Origin of the sequence: Pseudanabaena sp. FACHB-2040 (genome assembly GCF_014696715.1) — a bacterium.
GTDB lineage: Bacteria > Cyanobacteriota > Cyanobacteriia > Phormidesmidales > Phormidesmidaceae > JACVSF01.
The window spans coordinates 48,214-64,022 of record NZ_JACJQO010000013.1; the positions used below are offsets into that span (position 1 = coordinate 48,214).

Annotated in this window: 15 protein-coding genes; 7 read left to right on the top strand and 8 right to left on the bottom strand. The window is 52.6% G+C overall.

Going from position 1 to position 15,809, the window contains the following annotated elements; genetic code table 11:
• Positions 1-9 precede the first annotated feature (9 nt).
• Together H6G13_RS15970 and H6G13_RS15975 are read right to left on the bottom strand one after the other, a co-directional pair.
• Positions 10-693, bottom strand: coding sequence for a class I SAM-dependent methyltransferase (locus H6G13_RS15970; RefSeq protein WP_242028359.1), 684 nt, complete (start codon positions 691-693; stop codon positions 10-12).
• Positions 694-784: 91 nt separating this feature from the next.
• Positions 785-967 carry a hypothetical protein gene (locus tag H6G13_RS15975; protein WP_190484493.1) on the bottom strand — a complete coding sequence of 61 codons (183 nt, stop codon included), beginning with the start codon at positions 965-967 and terminating at the stop codon, positions 785-787.
• A gap of 340 nt (positions 968-1,307) precedes the next feature.
• Here H6G13_RS15975 and H6G13_RS15980 point away from each other — a divergent pair, with 340 nt between their 5' ends.
• Both H6G13_RS15980 and H6G13_RS15985 read left to right on the top strand, forming a co-directional pair.
• On the top strand, positions 1,308-3,836 hold the full coding sequence (locus H6G13_RS15980) for a mannose-1-phosphate guanyltransferase (protein WP_190484495.1): 2,529 nt from the start codon (positions 1,308-1,310) through the stop codon (positions 3,834-3,836).
• Positions 3,833-4,309, top strand: a complete 477-nt coding sequence (locus H6G13_RS15985; protein ID WP_190484497.1) for a single-stranded DNA-binding protein — start codon at positions 3,833-3,835, stop codon at positions 4,307-4,309. Before H6G13_RS15980 ends, H6G13_RS15985 begins: the two co-directional genes overlap by 4 nt.
• 61 nt (positions 4,310-4,370) lie before the next feature.
• On the opposite strand, the gene H6G13_RS28330 is transcribed toward H6G13_RS15985, so the two are convergent.
• Together H6G13_RS28330 and lipB are read right to left on the bottom strand one after the other, a co-directional pair.
• Positions 4,371-4,736, bottom strand: a complete 366-nt coding sequence (locus H6G13_RS28330) for a hypothetical protein (RefSeq protein WP_199305944.1) — start codon at positions 4,734-4,736, stop codon at positions 4,371-4,373.
• A gap of 194 nt (positions 4,737-4,930) precedes the next feature.
• Positions 4,931-5,641: a lipoyl(octanoyl) transferase LipB gene (gene lipB / locus H6G13_RS15995; protein ID WP_190484499.1), complete on the bottom strand. Its 711-nt coding sequence runs from the start codon at positions 5,639-5,641 to the stop codon at positions 4,931-4,933.
• Between the two features lie 180 nt (positions 5,642-5,821).
• Here lipB and raiA point away from each other — a divergent pair, with 180 nt between their 5' ends.
• Positions 5,822-6,481, top strand: a complete 660-nt coding sequence (gene raiA / locus H6G13_RS16000; RefSeq protein ID WP_190484501.1) for a ribosome-associated translation inhibitor RaiA — start codon at positions 5,822-5,824, stop codon at positions 6,479-6,481.
• Between the two features lie 58 nt (positions 6,482-6,539).
• Here raiA and grxC read toward each other — a convergent pair whose 3' ends face one another.
• The 4 genes from grxC to hmpF form a co-directional block, all read right to left on the bottom strand.
• The gene (gene grxC / locus H6G13_RS16005) at positions 6,540-6,809 is read right to left on the bottom strand and encodes a glutaredoxin 3 (RefSeq protein ID WP_190484503.1); all 270 of its coding nucleotides are present in this window, start codon (positions 6,807-6,809) and stop codon (positions 6,540-6,542) included.
• Between the two features lie 161 nt (positions 6,810-6,970).
• On the bottom strand, positions 6,971-7,195 hold the full coding sequence (locus H6G13_RS16010) for an RNA-binding S4 domain-containing protein (protein WP_190484505.1): 225 nt from the start codon (positions 7,193-7,195) through the stop codon (positions 6,971-6,973).
• Between the two features lie 432 nt (positions 7,196-7,627).
• Positions 7,628-7,831 (bottom strand): glycogen debranching protein, encoded by a 204-nt coding sequence (locus H6G13_RS16015; protein WP_190484507.1) that lies wholly within the window; start codon positions 7,829-7,831, stop codon positions 7,628-7,630.
• Positions 7,832-7,997: 166 nt separating this feature from the next.
• Positions 7,998-9,758: a pilus motility taxis protein HmpF gene (hmpF, locus tag H6G13_RS16020; protein WP_190484509.1), complete on the bottom strand. Its 1,761-nt coding sequence runs from the start codon at positions 9,756-9,758 to the stop codon at positions 7,998-8,000.
• A gap of 575 nt (positions 9,759-10,333) precedes the next feature.
• Here hmpF and H6G13_RS16025 point away from each other — a divergent pair.
• From H6G13_RS16025 to H6G13_RS16040, 4 genes are all read left to right on the top strand, one after another.
• Positions 10,334-11,608, top strand: coding sequence for a response regulator (locus H6G13_RS16025; protein WP_190484511.1), 1,275 nt, complete (start codon positions 10,334-10,336; stop codon positions 11,606-11,608).
• Positions 11,609-11,819: 211 nt separating this feature from the next.
• Positions 11,820-12,185, top strand: coding sequence for a response regulator (locus H6G13_RS16030; protein ID WP_190484513.1), 366 nt, complete (start codon positions 11,820-11,822; stop codon positions 12,183-12,185).
• A 16-nt stretch (positions 12,186-12,201) separates the two neighbouring features.
• Positions 12,202-12,732, top strand: a complete 531-nt coding sequence (locus H6G13_RS16035; RefSeq protein WP_190484515.1) for a CheW domain-containing protein — start codon at positions 12,202-12,204, stop codon at positions 12,730-12,732.
• Positions 12,733-12,785: 53 nt separating this feature from the next.
• Complete coding sequence (locus tag H6G13_RS16040; RefSeq protein ID WP_190484517.1) at positions 12,786-15,767, top strand: methyl-accepting chemotaxis protein; 2,982 nt, start codon at positions 12,786-12,788, stop codon at positions 15,765-15,767.
• Positions 15,768-15,809: the final 42 nt, after the last annotated feature.

The window sequence follows — 15,809 nt, forward strand, 5'->3', positions numbered from 1 at the left end:
GTTACCCCATCACCACTTCACCTTATAGAGATGGAACGGGTCATAGTCTTTTTGAGACACAATCCGCGCACCGCTGCTTTTGATCAGGCGAGGCCAGGTTTCCAGCGGCTCTAACTGTACCTCAGCCCCCAAGTAAGTTTCTAAAATGGCCCAGTTTTCTGCCGATGGCTGGTCAGGGTCAATCACGTCAAAGACAAAAACACCCTCCGGCTTCAGCACCCGCTTGACCTGGGCCATCACGGTTTCCCAGTAATCCGGTGCATAGTAGCAGCTCACCCCGGTCGCAACTACCAGATCAAAAAAGTTAGCCTCGTATTCTAGCTGGTGGGCAGGGGCCAGCTGACAGCTCTTGAAGAGTTTTGAGTTGAGCTGAGGCCCTCGGGAGATTAGGGCTTTTTGTGCGATCTCACTGATCTCCTGCCCGTAAAACAGCGCCTCCCATTCCCGCCAGGGATAAATCAAAAAACTTACCCCACAGCCAATGTCCAGGCAGCGCTGCCCCCGGCGAGGCCGAGCCAACTCCCAAAAAGGAGCGGCAATGCGAGAGGTCAGCTGGCCCGAAGTCCACTCCCGAAAAATCGGCATCTCTTCCACTTCTGGCGGCAGATCAAAGGCTGCCCCCGAAAGCTCGCGGTCGTAGCGTCGGGCTACAGTCTGGATTTGCTCTGGTAAAGGAGAATTGCCGATTTTCAAGGGGTAGCCATAGGAACTAAGGACACAGAGAAGTCAGTTATAGAGAAGCCAATAGGGCAGGGGTCAGCCTTAGGCTGCTCCCAAACTCCGACTAGCCCTTAAGCGCACGATTGAAATTTTGCCGATAGGATCTATTCACCATCAGAAACAGCGGCCAGAGCAGAGTCAGCTGCAGCTTCCCCTGGCTAAAGTTGGTGCGGTGAAAGCCCTTCCAAAACTTCCACGCCCCACCCCCGTAAAGCGTCAGCACTACCAGAGCAACTAAAGGTTCCATATCAGGTCTCCTGATTAACCCACAAAAGTCTACCTTCTCAAATACTAGCCTTTGCACTTCAGCTCTGCTGGCTTTGCCTAGGCTCCCGGCAGCACTGCGTTAAAGAGCAAGCCTCAATTCTAAAGTCGCAGGGGGTGCAGTGACTGTAGAAGAGTGAACGGCGTTTGCCAGGATTCGGGCGCTATCCTAAACATCAAGACCTGAAACGTCGTGAAGACAGCCTAAGCCAAAGATCGTGGACTGTGGAGAGGGGTTTACCCCTTACTCCTGCATCCTAAGACTTTACAAGGCTGAGGCCGCCAAGGGATTTGCATCTAACTAGCAGCAGGAAGGAGGATTTATGAGAGCGGTTCTGATGGCCGGAGGTTCAGGAACTCGGCTACGCCCACTCACCTGTGATTTGCCCAAGCCCATGGTTCCTATCTTAAACCGGCCAATCGCAGAGCACATTGTCAATCTCCTCAAGCGCAACGGCATTTCAGAAATCATTGCCACCCTGCACTACCTGCCCGACATCATGCGGGACCATTTTCAGGACGGTCAGGACTTCGGCGTTCAAATGACCTATGCGGTCGAGGAAGATCAGCCCCTAGGTACCGCTGGCTGCGTCAAAAACATTGCCGAACTGCTAGACGACACCTTCTTCGTCATCAGCGGAGACGCGGTTACCGACTTTGATCTGGAGGCAGCCCTGCGGTTCCACCGGGAAAAAGGATCCAAAGCTACCCTGGTGCTAACTCGAGTGCCAAACCCGATCGAGTTTGGCGTTGTCATCACCGACGGGGCAGATCGCATTACCCGCTTTCTAGAAAAGCCTTCTACCAGCGAGATCTTCTCCGATACGGTCAATACCGGCACCTACATTCTGGAACCTGAGGTACTAGACTACCTGCCCGAAAACCAGGAATCTGACTTTTCCAAGGATCTCTTTCCCCTACTGCTGGAAAAGGGCGAACCCATGTTTGGCTATGTTGCCGAGGGCTACTGGTGCGACGTGGGTCATCTAGAGGCCTATCGTGAGGCTCAGTACGATGCCCTCTACGGCAAAGTTCATCTGGATCTGCCGTATTCCGAAAAGTCTGCAGGCATTTGGATTGGGCAAAATACCTTTATTGACTCCACTGCGACCCTTCATCCTCCCGTTTTAATCGGCAGCAACTGCCGCATCGGAGCTCGGGCCAATCTAGAGCCCGGCACCGTGATTGGCGATAACGTCACCATTGGCAGCGATGCCGATCTCAAGCGCCCCATTCTCTGGAATGGCAGCATCATTGGCGATGAGGTCCACCTGCGGGCCTGCACCATCTCACGAGGCGTACGGGTAGACAGACGCTCCCACATTTTGGAGGGAGCCGTTGTCGGGCCGCTTTCCAACATTGGGGAAGAAGCCCAAATTAATCCTGGCGTACGCGTTTGGCCCAACAAACACGTTGAGTCAGGAGCCACGCTCAACATCAATTTGATATGGGGCAACACGGCCCAGCGCAACCTGTTTGGCCAGCGGGGAGTTACCGGCTTAGCCAACGTCGATATCACCCCCGAATTTGCCGTCAAGCTCGGGGCAGCTTATGGCTCTACGCTAAAACCCGGAGCCCACGTTACAGTTTCTCGCGACCAGCGCAGCATCTCCCGCATGGTCACCCGATCTCTGATTGCTGGACTGATGTCAGTTGGCGTCAATGTCCGTAACTTAGAAGCAACTGCTATTCCGGTAGCCCGCACAGTTTTGGCTAACCTAAAAGTATCAGGCGGCATCCACGTTCGTCTCCACCCCGATCGACCCGACCACATTCTGGTTGAGTTTTTTGACGAGTACGGCATTGATATTCCTAAGAGCAAGGAGAAGAAAATCGAAGGGGCTTACTTTAAGGAAGATTTTCGCCGCTCTCCCATCAATGAAATTGGTACCGTGTCTTACCCCACGCGACTGGTCGATACCTATGCCACGGCCTTTGAGCACCATCTCAATATCGGGGCCGTGCGCCACAGTAAGTCCAAAGTCGTCATTGACTATGCCTATGCGGTCTCTGGAGCAGTGCTGCCTGAGCTGCTGACTAAGTTCGGCTGTGATGCCGTGGTGCTCAATGCCAGTCTGCGGCAGACGGCCCCGGCTGCTGCTGAACGGGACATCATGCTAGGACAATTGGGGCAGGTCGTGCAGGCGCTGCGGGCCACCTTTGGGGCGCAGGTTTCAGCCAATGGCGAACAGCTGGTTTTAGTCGATGAAGTCGGAACGGCTATTCGGGGGGAAACGCTCACCGCGCTTATGACCCACCTGATTTTGACCACCCAGCCTCGGGGCACTGTTGTTGTGCCTATTCACGCGACCGGAGCCGTTGAGCACATTGCCCGACGTCATGGCGGACAGGTGATTCGCACGAAGGCCAATCCAACTGCTTTAATGGAAGCCTGTCAGGCAAATTTCAATGTGGTGCTGGGGGGCAGCGGTGATATGGGATTTATTTTTCCGCATCTCCATCCTGGCTTCGACGCGATGTTTTGCATCGCCAAGCTGATTGAAATCTTGACAATTCAGGAGCGATCGCTCGGACAACTCTGGTCAGAGCTGCCTCGGGTTTCCCACCGGCATCAGACCCTGCGCTGTCCCTGGATCGTCAAAGGAGCGCTGATGCGGTATCTGGTCGAGAGCCATCCACCGGAAAATCTAGAGCTGATCGATGGCGTGAAGGTGCTGGGTGACACGCCCGGTGATTGGGTGCTGATCTTGCCCGATGCAGGAGAGCCGCTGGTGCACATCTTTGTTAACAGCGAAAACCGCGCCTGGATGGACGAAAAACTGCGAGAGTATCAAACGCGAATACAAACGTTTATCGAAAAGGAACAGGGCATGAAGGAGGCTATGGCATGAATAGCTGCATTTTGATGGCGGACATTATTCAATCCCCCCAACTGCGCTACACCTCAGACAACCAGACCCCCATAGCTGAGTTTGTGGTGCAGTTTCCCGGTCCCCGACCAGAAGATACGCCCTCTCAGCTCAAGGTGATTGGCTGGGGCAACCTGGCTCAAGAAATTCAGGAAAACTACCACGAGGGTGATCGGGTACTGCTAGAAGGCCGGCTAGGCATGAACACCGTCGATCGACCCGAAGGGTTTAAGGAGAAGCGGGCAGAAATGACGGTGCAGCGCATTCATCGCCTGAGTGCCCTAGGAGAACTGTCTATGCCTCCTAGCCCACCGTCTCCGGCCCTAACTGCTCAGACCCCAGCCCCGGCTCCAGCGCCTTCTCGAGCGTCCACAACTTCTGCCCCTGGCAGCTTTAGTACAAGCACAACATCGGGCGGCGAGGCAGAACCTGACTACGATGACATCCCGTTCTGATTGATTCAGTCCAGATAGGACTCCTCTAAAGGAGTCTTGTCTGGACTGAGCGACCCAAGCTCTAAATAAAGTCCTGTAAAAACTCGTAAGGCTCGTCGTCCCAGCAGGGTTCAGGGTAGAGGCGGCGTAAGTACTGATGGATATCTGCTTCGATTTCGGTGAGCTGGTCGTGGGCAAAGATATCGACCAATGCCTGAATGTCGCGCGATCGCAACGGCGATAGCGGACCGGCATGGGTCAGCGAAAAGCTCAGTGGCAATGTCAGGACTTCCTCACCCTCCTGAGCCTTTTGCCTCTTCTGCTCAACCAAGGGCTGGGTCGGCTTACTCGGCCGTGAAATCTGCTTCTGCTCCGAGGCCCTACTAAACTGCAGCAGGCCCTGCACATAAGTGTCATAGCCTCCTTGAGGAATGCCAGATGGTTCCATGAGTGATCTTTAACTCCCCGGCGAGCGGTACTCCATCACAGGCCGAATTTTCACAAATCTTGACAGCTTTTTTAGTGTAGCGACTGCTTTGCTGTGGCGCTGTATAGCTTTAGTATTATTTCCGAGGCCAAGTACCGGGTTACCAGGCCGCTAGACGTTTCATCAGCCAAGTCAGAGCACTGCAGCGCCGCCGCTTACCTTAACAGGGTAGCCAGATCTACCATTGGCTCCTGCAGGCTCACTCCGAAGACCTGAGCAAAGGCTGTCGCGACAACCGGGCGCACCTGCTCAACATCAATCCCTGGGCAAAACTGATGAAGGCTGCCAACCGGCTTATCAACAATACCGCAGGGCACAATCCGCTGAAATCCAGCCAAGTCAGAGCATACGTTTAGAGCAAACCCGTGCATCGTAATCCAGCGGCTGACCTTAATTCCAATCGCCGCCACCTTATAGCCGTCAATCCACACACCCGTCAAACCCGCAACTCGGGTGCCAACTAGTCCCCATTGGCTCAAGGTCTGAATCACTACCTCCTCAAGCTGCCTCAGATACCAGTGCAGGTCGAGCTGAAACCTCTTTAAGTCCAGAACCGGATAGCCTACCAGCTGTCCAGGGCAGTGGTATGTGACTTCTCCACCCCGCTCAATCCGGTAAAGCGAATGTCCCTCCTGGTCAGGGTCAAATTTAATTAAACTCGGGTCTGCTCCCTGGCCTAAGGTATAAACCGGTGGATGCTCTAGGAGCATTAAAACATCCGAAGACAGGCCTGCTTTCTTATGTTGCACCAGCGATTGCTGCCATCTCCAAGCCGTTTCATAAGGAACTAGGCCCAGGTTGTAGAGGGTGCAGATGCGATCGCCCGGAATCGGTCTCTGAACATCGCAAATCTCTCTTCGGACCATCACTGCAAACCTCTTCTAAGACCTATTAAAAGCCACTGAGAATCTACTGAAATCCTTATTTAACAGCCTTTTCGAAATCAAGAATTACTAACGGATGCAAAGGATCTTAACGGAGACTGTCGTACAAAATACAAGGTGCTAGGGTGAAAACATAAGCCGACATTTTGAAGGAGGCGCTGTATGAAGCTCGTTATCCAGGGTAAAAACATCGAGGTCACAGATGCCATTCACGACTATGTGGAGCAAAAGATTTCCAAAGCAGTCAGCCACTTTAAACACCTGACTAATGAAGTCGATGTGCACCTGTCCGTCGCTCGCAATCCCCGGATAAGTCCCAAGCAATCGGCTGAAGTCACCCTATATGTCGATGGCGCTGTCGTGCGAGCTGAAGAAAGCAGCGAGAACCTATACGCCAGTATTGACTTAGTCGCCGATAAAATTAGCCGTCAGCTGCGCAAATACAAAGAAAAGCGCCAGGACAAAAAACATCCTGCAGCCAAGCCCAACGATGCTTTTATCCGTCAAATCGCAGCCTCGGATGTATCCGCTGTTTTAGAGAGCCGAGAGCCCGAGCTGCCCTCAGAGGTCGTGCGATCCAAATACTTCGCAATGCCTCCCATGACGGTAGAAGAAGCCTTAGAACAGCTAGAACTTGTCGATCACGACTTCTACATGTTCCTTAACTCCGATAGCGGAGAAATCAACGTTATCTACGAACGCAACCACGGTGGCTATGGCTTGATCCAGCCCCGCAACGCTAAAAGCAACGGTCATCAAAACGGCAATGGCAATCACTCGGCCGACAAAGTCGCCAGTCCCGAAGCTGCCAAAGTCTCTTAAACCTGCCTGAACTTAAAGGGATGGACAACTTACTTGTCCATCCCTTTGGCGTAAAAATCTAGATTGAGCTGACTGCCAGCATAGAATCTAGCCGCCCTGCAGCTTCGAGATCGTGCAGATCATCACAGCCACCAACATGCTGGTCGTTAATAAAGACCTGCGGCAAGCTGCGACGACCGTTTGCCCGCTCAGACATTTCTGAGCGAGCCACTTCATCCCCATCAATACAGTGTTCCGTGTAATCTACGCCCTTGCGATCTAATAAGCCCTTAGCCCGAATACAGAAAGGACATCGGCTCCAGGTGTAGATTTCAACTTTTGACGCCATAAGACTGCCCTCAGCAAATACATATTTGTTTAAATTCTAACGTTCCTGCAAATGTTCCTTGGCTTGCCTATAGTTAAACAAGTCCATAGCTAGAGTTCGTTCCAAGAGAAGTCCAGATTCCAAATGGGGGCGTGGGGCATTGTTCGACCAGATTGTTGTCGTTATGCCAAATTGGTAAGGTCAGATAGGTTAACCTCAAGCTGAATGTCTTCAAAAGTAACCTTGTCACCCGTAAACAGCTTGCGTCCACGTCGAGTTTCAACCAAGCCATTGACCTGGATATAGCCATCCTGAATCAGCAGTTTTGCCTGCCCGCCTGAAGGAGCAATCTGCATGAGTTTAAGAAACTGATCAAGTTTAATGAAGGGTTCTGTCGGCGTATTCATAGAAAATCTTCAGGTCTGGTTTCAATAACCAAGACTACACTTTGAATAGGACCCATCACCTAGTCCTTCTACCCGCAAAGGTCCATGACATCGGCAGATCGTCATCTCTTGCAAGAACTTTCCCAGAAGCGTCAGCAGCTTCAAGACTTCCGAGCGTCTCTGAGCAGGGGGCTCCAAACAACGCTGGATCAATGTGAATGGAGCTTTTTACCAGATGCTGGTCACAACGGTTTACCACTGATTACGCTGCGATTGCCCTGGCGGATCTTTTTAGGTGATCCGTTCCTGGTAGATCTAGCTGAGCAAACTCAGCAAACCTGGGGATCAATGGATTTTGTCCTATTCTCAGGAGAAACCTCAGAACCCCTCAGAGTGTTAAATCAGACACTGTTAGATCGGCGATGGCGTTGGCACAAAGCATAGCTAGAACCCTTAGTCTAGCTTGAGCGCGTTCACCGGAACTTCCTCCCAAGAGGCAACTGTTCGCATTTGGGCTATCCAACCAGCTGCTTTTTGCTCAATCGTCAGATTGGCCTCAAAAGATTCGTGGCAGGCCTTAGCGTGATCTTCGTCACGACAGGCAATACAGGAGTAAATTAGCCCAGAAGGGTCAATTTGTTCATTCACCCAGATCATGGTGATATCAAATCCATATAGTGATAGGTAGTTGACTCTACCGCAGATGAATCGCCTATGTGGGCAACGGAACCCATAATGCTAGCAATTTAACGGTTTTTGGTAACCTAGGCTCTGCTGTAATCCCATTTAGCAACCAGCAGAAGATAATAGTAGGTAAATCCAATTAGGAAGCCATTGCCTGGGCAGGGTTATCGGCCACGCTGAGAACCGTCTGCCGCATTTCGGTAATCGCCTGAAGCTGATAGTCGCTAGCCTCTTGAAACTGAGCCACAGAGTTAGCGATCTCTTCCAAGGATTGTCTGAACTGGTTCAGACTTTCTTGCGTAGATCCAAGGAGCTCTTCGTAGAGCTGGGCTCTCCCAGCCAAGGTAGAAGCCTCATCCCGCTGCTGCTGTAGGTCAAACTCAAACTGCTGAATCTCAGAGCGCTGCTGCTGTTGTTCAGAGGTCTGCTGCTCAATTTCCTGCTTGAGCTGGCTCATCCGCTCCTGGATCTGTTTCAGCTCTGCTTCTAGCGATTGCATGAGCGTAGTCGTGTGCTGTCGCTGTTCATCAATGGTGTTTAGCAGAGGTTCTAGGTCTACAGAGTTAACAGGCGACTCGTCTGTCGCTAGACCTTGCCGCCGCCTTAAGATAGCTTGGTGCTGGCTCAAAACCTCTTCCCGCTCTAGCAGGTTGCGTCGCTGACCAACCAAGGTTTCGTTGAGCATGCGGTGGCGATCCTGTTCATCCGCCAGTTCTGTTTCTAGCTGCAGGCGGTCAAATTCGTTGGCCTGCTCAATTCTGCCTTTCAACTCATCAATGGCCTGCTGCTCCAGGGTCAGTTCCTCTTCCTGGTCCGAGACAAAACGAGAAACCTTCTCCAGATCCTTCTCCAAATCGTTGACCTTGGACTGAAGGTGCTCTAGAGTCATTGCCTCTAGCTCAGCTACGTCTACTTTACGGCTAAGTCTGACTTTGTCCGAGGTATTTAGCAGTTCATAAACATGATGATGCAGGTTGCCCTGGCGGTGCAATTCTTCCGATAGAGCCTGCAGCCGCTCCTGCTTACCGCTGATCAGCTGCTGCTGCAGTTTTAATTCAGCAATCCGACCGTATAACTGCTCGTTTGACTGAAACCAAGCTTCCCAACGACCTTTTAATTCCGTGGCCTGCTGCTCTAGGCTCTGGCGCTTCTCTTCCAGTTCAGCTCTCTGCTGATCCAGGCCTTGCTGATGCTGGTCCAATAAAGATTGATGCTGGTTGATCAGTTCCCCAGAAACGCCGACCTTTTCACGCAGAGCTTCGGTAGGGGTAACGGCTCCCATAAGCCGATTGAGAGACTCCTGCAGCTGGTTGACCTGACCCTCATCGAGCCCGCCCTGTTGAGAAAACTCAGCCTGCCGCTCTTCAAGCCGCCGCATCTCCCCATTCAGATGAGCCCAAGCTCCTTCCAGATCTTGGTTCTTCCGGGTCAGCTCTTCCTGAAGTTGGGTCAGATCCTGACGGGACTGCTCAACCTCTTGGCGCTGTGCCTCCAGTTTCTCTAGGTCTGCTTCGGCCTGCTCTAGCTGCTCCTGCCGGGTTTCAATCTCCATTTCCCGACGGTTCAGTTCCTGACTTTGAAAAGTCAGGGACTGCTTCCACTGCTCTATTTCTTCTTCCTGGGTTTTGTACTTTTTGTTGAGGCTGGAAAAATTTTGCAGAATGCTGACCAGTGGACGACCGGCTTCGTAGTGGCGCTGTACCTGACGGTTGTTGTTGAGCTCAACCATGACCAGTGTACCGGCACTATAGTTGGCGGCATCATCAGGGGCTGGGACTGACTCTTCTCCAGGAACAGCCGTCCAACTTTGCTCGCTCCGTTGACAGGCAAGCAATTTGAACTCAGCCTTGCCTCCGCCAATAAATCCGGCTTTTTTCTGGACTTCTACTAGGTACAGCACGCTGGTCGCCCTCGTATGTAGTGGTAAGGATAGCCTTTAATGACCTGAATGGGGGATTGAGAGACCGACAAACCCGGGTGCATCAATCAGGTTACTTAAAATCAAGGCGTCCTATATAGCGATAAGACGCTTAAGCCTATTTCTTCTCTGATCGCTTCTGAGTAGGTGGGGTTTCTCCCTCTAAATTAACGCATCCTGATGGCTTAAAGTGCTGGTTAAGGGACCCTAAACAGCAACTTCACCCAGTGTACTGAGGAGATCTTAAACGGAGGGTTGCTAGCTGTCTGGCCAAGCTTTGGGTTGAGGGCAATTTTGAGCGCGATCGCATTGTTCAAGACAACGCCGAGGGCCCGTGCTATCGCTATCAGCAGTCTATTTAGCGCTACCAGTCTCTTCGTCAACCAGCTTCAACAATATAGAGTGCCCTAGATTTCCGCTTTTTTGCAAACTGCTGGAGATTAGTTTAGATCTTCCTTTATCGCAGCCTCTAAGTGGGAACTATACTGAGGGCAGTACAGGCAGCCTAGCTCTTTTAGCCCTCTCTCATCCGCCTATTCACCCCCTTGTCAGCGCCCATGCAGGGTCATCTTTCTGAAATTGACATCCGCAGCATTCTGCAGCTTATCGAGCTGGGCCAACGAACCGGCGAACTCTACGTGGAAGCGCACCCGCTGCAGTCCATTGGGCGTTCTGGAGCTTGGGGGCCTGCCGCTGAAGCAGCTCCCTCGTGGCTGGTTTTTCTGGCCAACGGCCAAATTGTGTATGCCGGTGCCAGTGATGGGCAGCTCACCCGGCTGCGCGATCATCTGCATCGCTACGGCTTAGACCAAACGCTCGATACCGCTGAGGTCTCTGCGATCGCATCTTTCAACTCTCCAGAGTACGGCTACCTGTGGACCCTACTAGAGAGCCACGTGCTAACGCCTGACCAGGGCCGAGCCATCCTCAAACACATGGTGCACGAAACCCTGTTCGACCTGCTGAGCCTGCATCAAGGCAGCTTTGTCTTCAAGCTAAGTTCGGCGCTCAGTCCTCAACTAACGACACTAGAAATTGGCCCTTTAGTCGCAGGCATTACCAAACAAACGCAGGAGTGGAAACAGTTCCATCCCCTTATTCAGTCACCCCTGCAGTGTCCGGTCATTCCCGATCTAGAAGCCTTTCGCACCAATGTTTCCAAAAGCACCTACAGCCGTTGGGCTAATTGGATGAATGGGCACACCAGCCTGCGGCAGCTGTCTCGCTACCTTAATCGGGATCTGATTACCGTCGTCAAAGGCATCTATCCCTACCTACTGCGAGGGCTGGTACAGCTCACCCATGCTCCTAGCCAACCCGACCAGCACTCCATCAACACCCTAGAGCAGTGGCAGATGGGGCGAGTACCCCGCATCGTCTGCGTCGATGACGGCATCGTTGTGCGGCAAAAGGTTGAGCAGATCTTAGAGGCTCAAGGCTACGAAGCGACCTCTATCGGCAATCCGCTGAAAGCCCTCAGCCTACTGTTTCAGCTACAACCCGACCTGATTCTTTGCGATATTGCCATGCCCGAATTAGAAGGCTACGAGCTCTGCGCCATGCTGCGTAGCTCCAACGCCTTCCGCCAAACTCCCATCGTGATGCTAACTGGAAAAGACGGCTTTCTAGATCGGGTTAAAGCCCGGATGGCAGGAGCTACCGACTATCTCACTAAACCCTTCGGACCGGGAGAATTGCTAGCCTTGGTCGAAAAATACGTAGGCCCTGGCGATCTGCAGCGGCCGCGGCCAGATACGCTCCTGGCAGAAGCCATTCAAGACGAGCTAGATCGCGACCTCTCGGGGACAGGATCCAAGCCAGGAGGATTTTAGTCCTAGCCAAGACAACCAAGCACCGATAAGAACCGACAGAATTCCTAAGCAGAATGATTAATTTCTTGAAAACGTCAGTAATGGATGGATTTGGGGGTACCTTAAAGGCACGGGAGGCCTGCCCGTCCTAAGGCATGCCTTTCCCCACCGTAAGAAAGCGACAATAGCCTGTCGGTTTCTGAGCCATATTTCTGGCACACCGTTTAATATTATGAGCACAGTTTTGGTGGTGGAAGACAGCATTCCTCAGCGAGAAATGATTATTGAACTACTTCGGGGTAGCGGGTTAAACGTCACAGTTGCAAGCGATGGTCTAGAGGCTTTGGAGCAAATTCAAGGCAGCCCGCCTGACCTAGTTGTGTTAGATATCGTTATGCCTCGCATGAATGGCTATGAACTCTGTCGCCGCTTAAAAGCTGACCCAGCCACCCAAAATGTCCCGGTTGTTATGTGCTCATCTAAAGGCGAGGAGTTTGACCGCTATTGGGGTATGAAACAGGGAGCCGATGCCTATATTGCTAAACCTTTCCAGCCAACAGAACTGGTAGGTACTGTGAAACAATTGCTAAGGGGTTAGTTGGCCAAAACACATCATGGTAGGAAATCCTGACTTCTTAACCAACGCAGGGCAAGATCAAGAGCCCGAACTTCAGGAATTAGAAACCCCTGAAGGCGAGCTCTACCTGCGCTTCTTCGTCACCTCTGGCGACGAATTTGCCCTCCCCGCCACAGGCATCCGGCGCATTATTGAACAGGCCCCTGATCGGATCACGCCCATTCCCAACGTATCTCAGCTATTGTTAGGCACCCTCAATGAGCAGGGTCGGGTAATTTGGGTGGCAGATCTGGGGCAATTTTTGGGTTACAGCGCTCTATTAAATACAGATCGCCCTGAAATTCCGGTGATTGCTGTCGAAGACCAGGGAACTATGCTAGGCTTAGCCGTTAACCGGATTGTCGGCACCGACTGGCTAAATCTGGATGATATTCAGGTAGCCGGCAACACCCCTGACTCTATGGCTCCATTTTTGCGGGGTGAATGGGCCGTTGATAATGATGAAGGGAAAACACTCCGGCTACTCGATCACGTTGCAGTCCTACGATCAGCGCGATGGGCAGCCTAAGCTCAAATTCATCACCTTATTAAGGGAAACTTGCACTGGCAGGAGAAGGACAGATGGCTTCAGGCATTGATTACTCTCAAGCATATCAGAAAGCTGAGAGAGCCTACATGCAAGGCAGCTATGAAGAGGCGGCAACGGTCATCGATCAGCTTGCTCACGACTACCCCAACGATCCCAGCGTTCTTCTGCTGCGGGGCCATATCTACTGCTATGGTTTGCATCGGTTTGACGTGGCTCGCGATCAGTACGAGTCCGTCTTAAACGTGACCACCGACCCAGATTTTGTAGACTACGCCAGCAACGGTTTAGCTTACGCCAATCAATTTGTTGGTAGCAGCACTGCCCTCCCTAGCGATGATTACACGGGTTCAGATGAGGGGGCTCTAGGCGAGGTATCGGATGAATCCGCAGCACTGTTTGACACAGGTGTTGCCGATCAAGGCGAAGACTTCATTCTTGGAGATGAACTACTCGACTCCGATCTCGATTTTGCAAATCTCAGCCTGGATGACAGCGACTTTAGTTTAGCCGAGACAATTGATTCTGCTGTAGACACGCCCTTTGACTCAGAATCTCCTGGTCTACCCTCAGATTTCAATGATCTAGAGGATCTAAGCAGTGCTCCAGCAGACAACTCCAACGCCTTCGACAGTCCCTTTGCTTCCGCTCAGGACGATCCCTTTGACCTAGGGTCCTCTAATGACTTTGGCGGCTTTACCGAATCTCCAGCAGATGACTTCTTTGCAACTCCATTAGAAGAATCTGAAGCCAACGCCGCTTCCCAGGGAGGGGGCTGGAACCAGAGCGATCCGTTTGAGGGAACGGGAACGGCCAATCCCTTTGAGGTGGATGATCAAGATAGCGCCTTTGAGGATTTTGCCAACCTCGCTCTAAACGATCTAGACGACAATCTAATCCTGGAGGACGAACCTGGCAGTTTCTCTCCCTACACTGAGGAGCCCCTGTCAGATCCCGCTGCCGAGATTGACTTTGCGGATTTTTCGGTAGGAGAAGAGGCTGATTTTTCCGCTGATGCATCCACCTTCGACGTTGATCCTCTCTACAGCGAAAGCGAAACGGGAGATCAAACTCTCTTTATGGAGGATTCTTCACATTCTGGGGCGCTGCTTGATGATTATGCTGGCGGAGAGGAGGTCGATCTAGCAGCACCAAACCTGTCTGATGAACGGACTATCTTCTCCACTGACGCCGACATGACAGCGGCTACTTTTGACGCTGCCGAGGATGATAGTGATCGATACTTCAGCAACGGTATTTCCAGTGAACTAGAGTCGGGAGATTCGCAGCCCAACAGCAACATCGATTTCCTAGATGAATTCAACGAGTTTGACGATTTAGGCAGCCTCCCTGACTTTGAGCTATCTGACAGTTCTGCCGGGTTTACCAGTCCCTCAGTTGGTACCTCCGGATGGGGCGCTACCGACGATACGGGCAACGGAATTAGCGGCTCGGCCTTTAATCTAAGTGAAGTTGGCGATCAGTCTTCCATCGTAGAAGACGAAATCTTTGGCATGGCCGGTGCCGCAGATTCGCTTCCTGTCTTCGCCCAAGGGGACGATAGTGGAGTTGAAGAAGTCGCAGTCGAGCAGGGCTGGCTGGCCTTCCTAGAAAATGCCCCCCTATCAAGTAAGGAGTGGATGGTAGCCGCAGCGGCTGGGGTTATGTCAGCCTTAGCGGTGGGAGTCGTCAACTTTGTGGCCTCAGCAGCGCTGCCTACAGAGCGTGTGCCCAGAACACTACATGCCTCTATGGCAGTAGCAGCCGGGGTGACTGGATTTGGCGCTGCCCTAGGCGGCGGTTATCTAGCCCACCGCCGCATTAAGCAGTCAGCGGCGGATCTGCAGAGCCAGTTTGATTCGGTCATTCACGGCAACCTGTCAGCCCGAGCCTCTGTTTACGCAGAAGATGAGTTTGGGCAACTCGCCTCTGGCTTCAACAAGATGGCCCGAGTCATTCTCACGACCACCAGCGAAGCCCAGCGCAAAGCGCAGGAGCAGGAGCAAGCGAAGGAAGACCTGCAGCGGCAGGTGATTCGCCTGCTAGATGATGTGGAAGGCGCAGCGCGAGGTGATCTGACAGTGCAGGCTGAAGTAACCGCAGACGTGTTAGGTGCAGTTGCAGACTCCTTCAACCTGACTATTCAAAACCTGCGGGAGATTGTGCAGCAGGTGAGCGTTGCGGCCCGCCAGGTCAGTAAAGGCTCTGCCGAAAACGAAATGTTTGCCCGCAGCCTGTCTGCCGACGCGTTACGGCAGGCAGAAGAACTGGCTGTCACCCTAAACTCCGTGCAGGTGATGACTGACTCCATTCAGCGTGTGGCCGAGAGCGCCCGCGAGGCAGAAGAAGTGGCTCGTTCAGCATCTTCTACAGCCCTTCGCGGCGGCGAATCGGTAGAGCGAACGGTGGCTGGTATTCTCGAAATTCGAGAAACTGTTGCTGAAACCACTCGTAAAGTGAAGCGGCTTGCCGAGTCTTCTCAGGAGATCTCGAAGATCGTGGCCTTGATCTCTCAGATTGCGTCTCGAACCAACCTGCTGGCACTTAACGCCAGCATTGAAGCGGCCCGTGCTGGAGAGGCGGGACGGGGATTTGCAATCGTGGCTGATGAGGTCCGGCAGCTAGCTGACCGAGCCGCTAAGGCTTCTAAAGAAATCGAGCAGATTGTACTGCAGATTCAAAGTGAAACCAGCGGCGTGATGACGGCAATGGAGGAGGGCACTCAGCAGGTGATTGAGGGCACTCGCCTAGCCGAACAGGCGAAGCGATCGCTGGAGGACATTATTCAGGTGTCCAATCGAATTGACGTTCTGGTGCGCTCTATTACCGCCGATACGGTTGAGCAAACAGAAACCTCTCGAGCGGTAGCCCAGGTCATGCAGTCAGTCGAACTGACAGCGCAGGAAACCTCCCAGGAAGCGCAGCGAGTGTCGGGCTCTCTGCAGAACCTGGTTGGGGTTGCTCGCGACCTGCTAACTTCCGTGGAACGTTTTAAGGTGGAGCAAAAACACGAGTAGAGACTGTCTAGAACCTGTACCCGTACTCCATCCTATTTAGCC

What these genes read in the sequence shown, in the direction of transcription:
- grxC (WP_190484503.1), bottom strand. Translation starts at nt 6,809, where the DNA reads ATGGCGTCAAAAGTTGAAATCTACACCTGGAGCCGATGTCCTTTCTGT.
- H6G13_RS15980 (WP_190484495.1), top strand. Translation starts at nt 1,308, where the DNA reads ATGAGAGCGGTTCTGATGGCCGGAGGTTCAGGAACTCGGCTACGCCCA.
- H6G13_RS16010 (WP_190484505.1), bottom strand. Translation starts at nt 7,195, where the DNA reads ATGAATACGCCGACAGAACCCTTCATTAAACTTGATCAGTTTCTTAAA.
- H6G13_RS16030 (WP_190484513.1), top strand. Translation starts at nt 11,820, where the DNA reads ATGAGCACAGTTTTGGTGGTGGAAGACAGCATTCCTCAGCGAGAAATG.
- H6G13_RS16035 (WP_190484515.1), top strand. Translation starts at nt 12,202, where the DNA reads ATGGTAGGAAATCCTGACTTCTTAACCAACGCAGGGCAAGATCAAGAG.
- H6G13_RS16025 (WP_190484511.1), top strand. Translation starts at nt 10,334, where the DNA reads ATGCAGGGTCATCTTTCTGAAATTGACATCCGCAGCATTCTGCAGCTT.
- H6G13_RS28330 (WP_199305944.1), bottom strand. Translation starts at nt 4,736, where the DNA reads ATGGAACCATCTGGCATTCCTCAAGGAGGCTATGACACTTATGTGCAG.
- H6G13_RS16015 (WP_190484507.1), bottom strand. Translation starts at nt 7,831, where the DNA reads ATGATCTGGGTGAATGAACAAATTGACCCTTCTGGGCTAATTTACTCC.
- lipB (WP_190484499.1), bottom strand. Translation starts at nt 5,641, where the DNA reads ATGGTCCGAAGAGAGATTTGCGATGTTCAGAGACCGATTCCGGGCGAT.
- H6G13_RS15985 (WP_190484497.1), top strand. Translation starts at nt 3,833, where the DNA reads ATGAATAGCTGCATTTTGATGGCGGACATTATTCAATCCCCCCAACTG.
- H6G13_RS15975 (WP_190484493.1), bottom strand. Translation starts at nt 967, where the DNA reads ATGGAACCTTTAGTTGCTCTGGTAGTGCTGACGCTTTACGGGGGTGGG.
- raiA (WP_190484501.1), top strand. Translation starts at nt 5,822, where the DNA reads ATGAAGCTCGTTATCCAGGGTAAAAACATCGAGGTCACAGATGCCATT.
- H6G13_RS16040 (WP_190484517.1), top strand. Translation starts at nt 12,786, where the DNA reads ATGGCTTCAGGCATTGATTACTCTCAAGCATATCAGAAAGCTGAGAGA.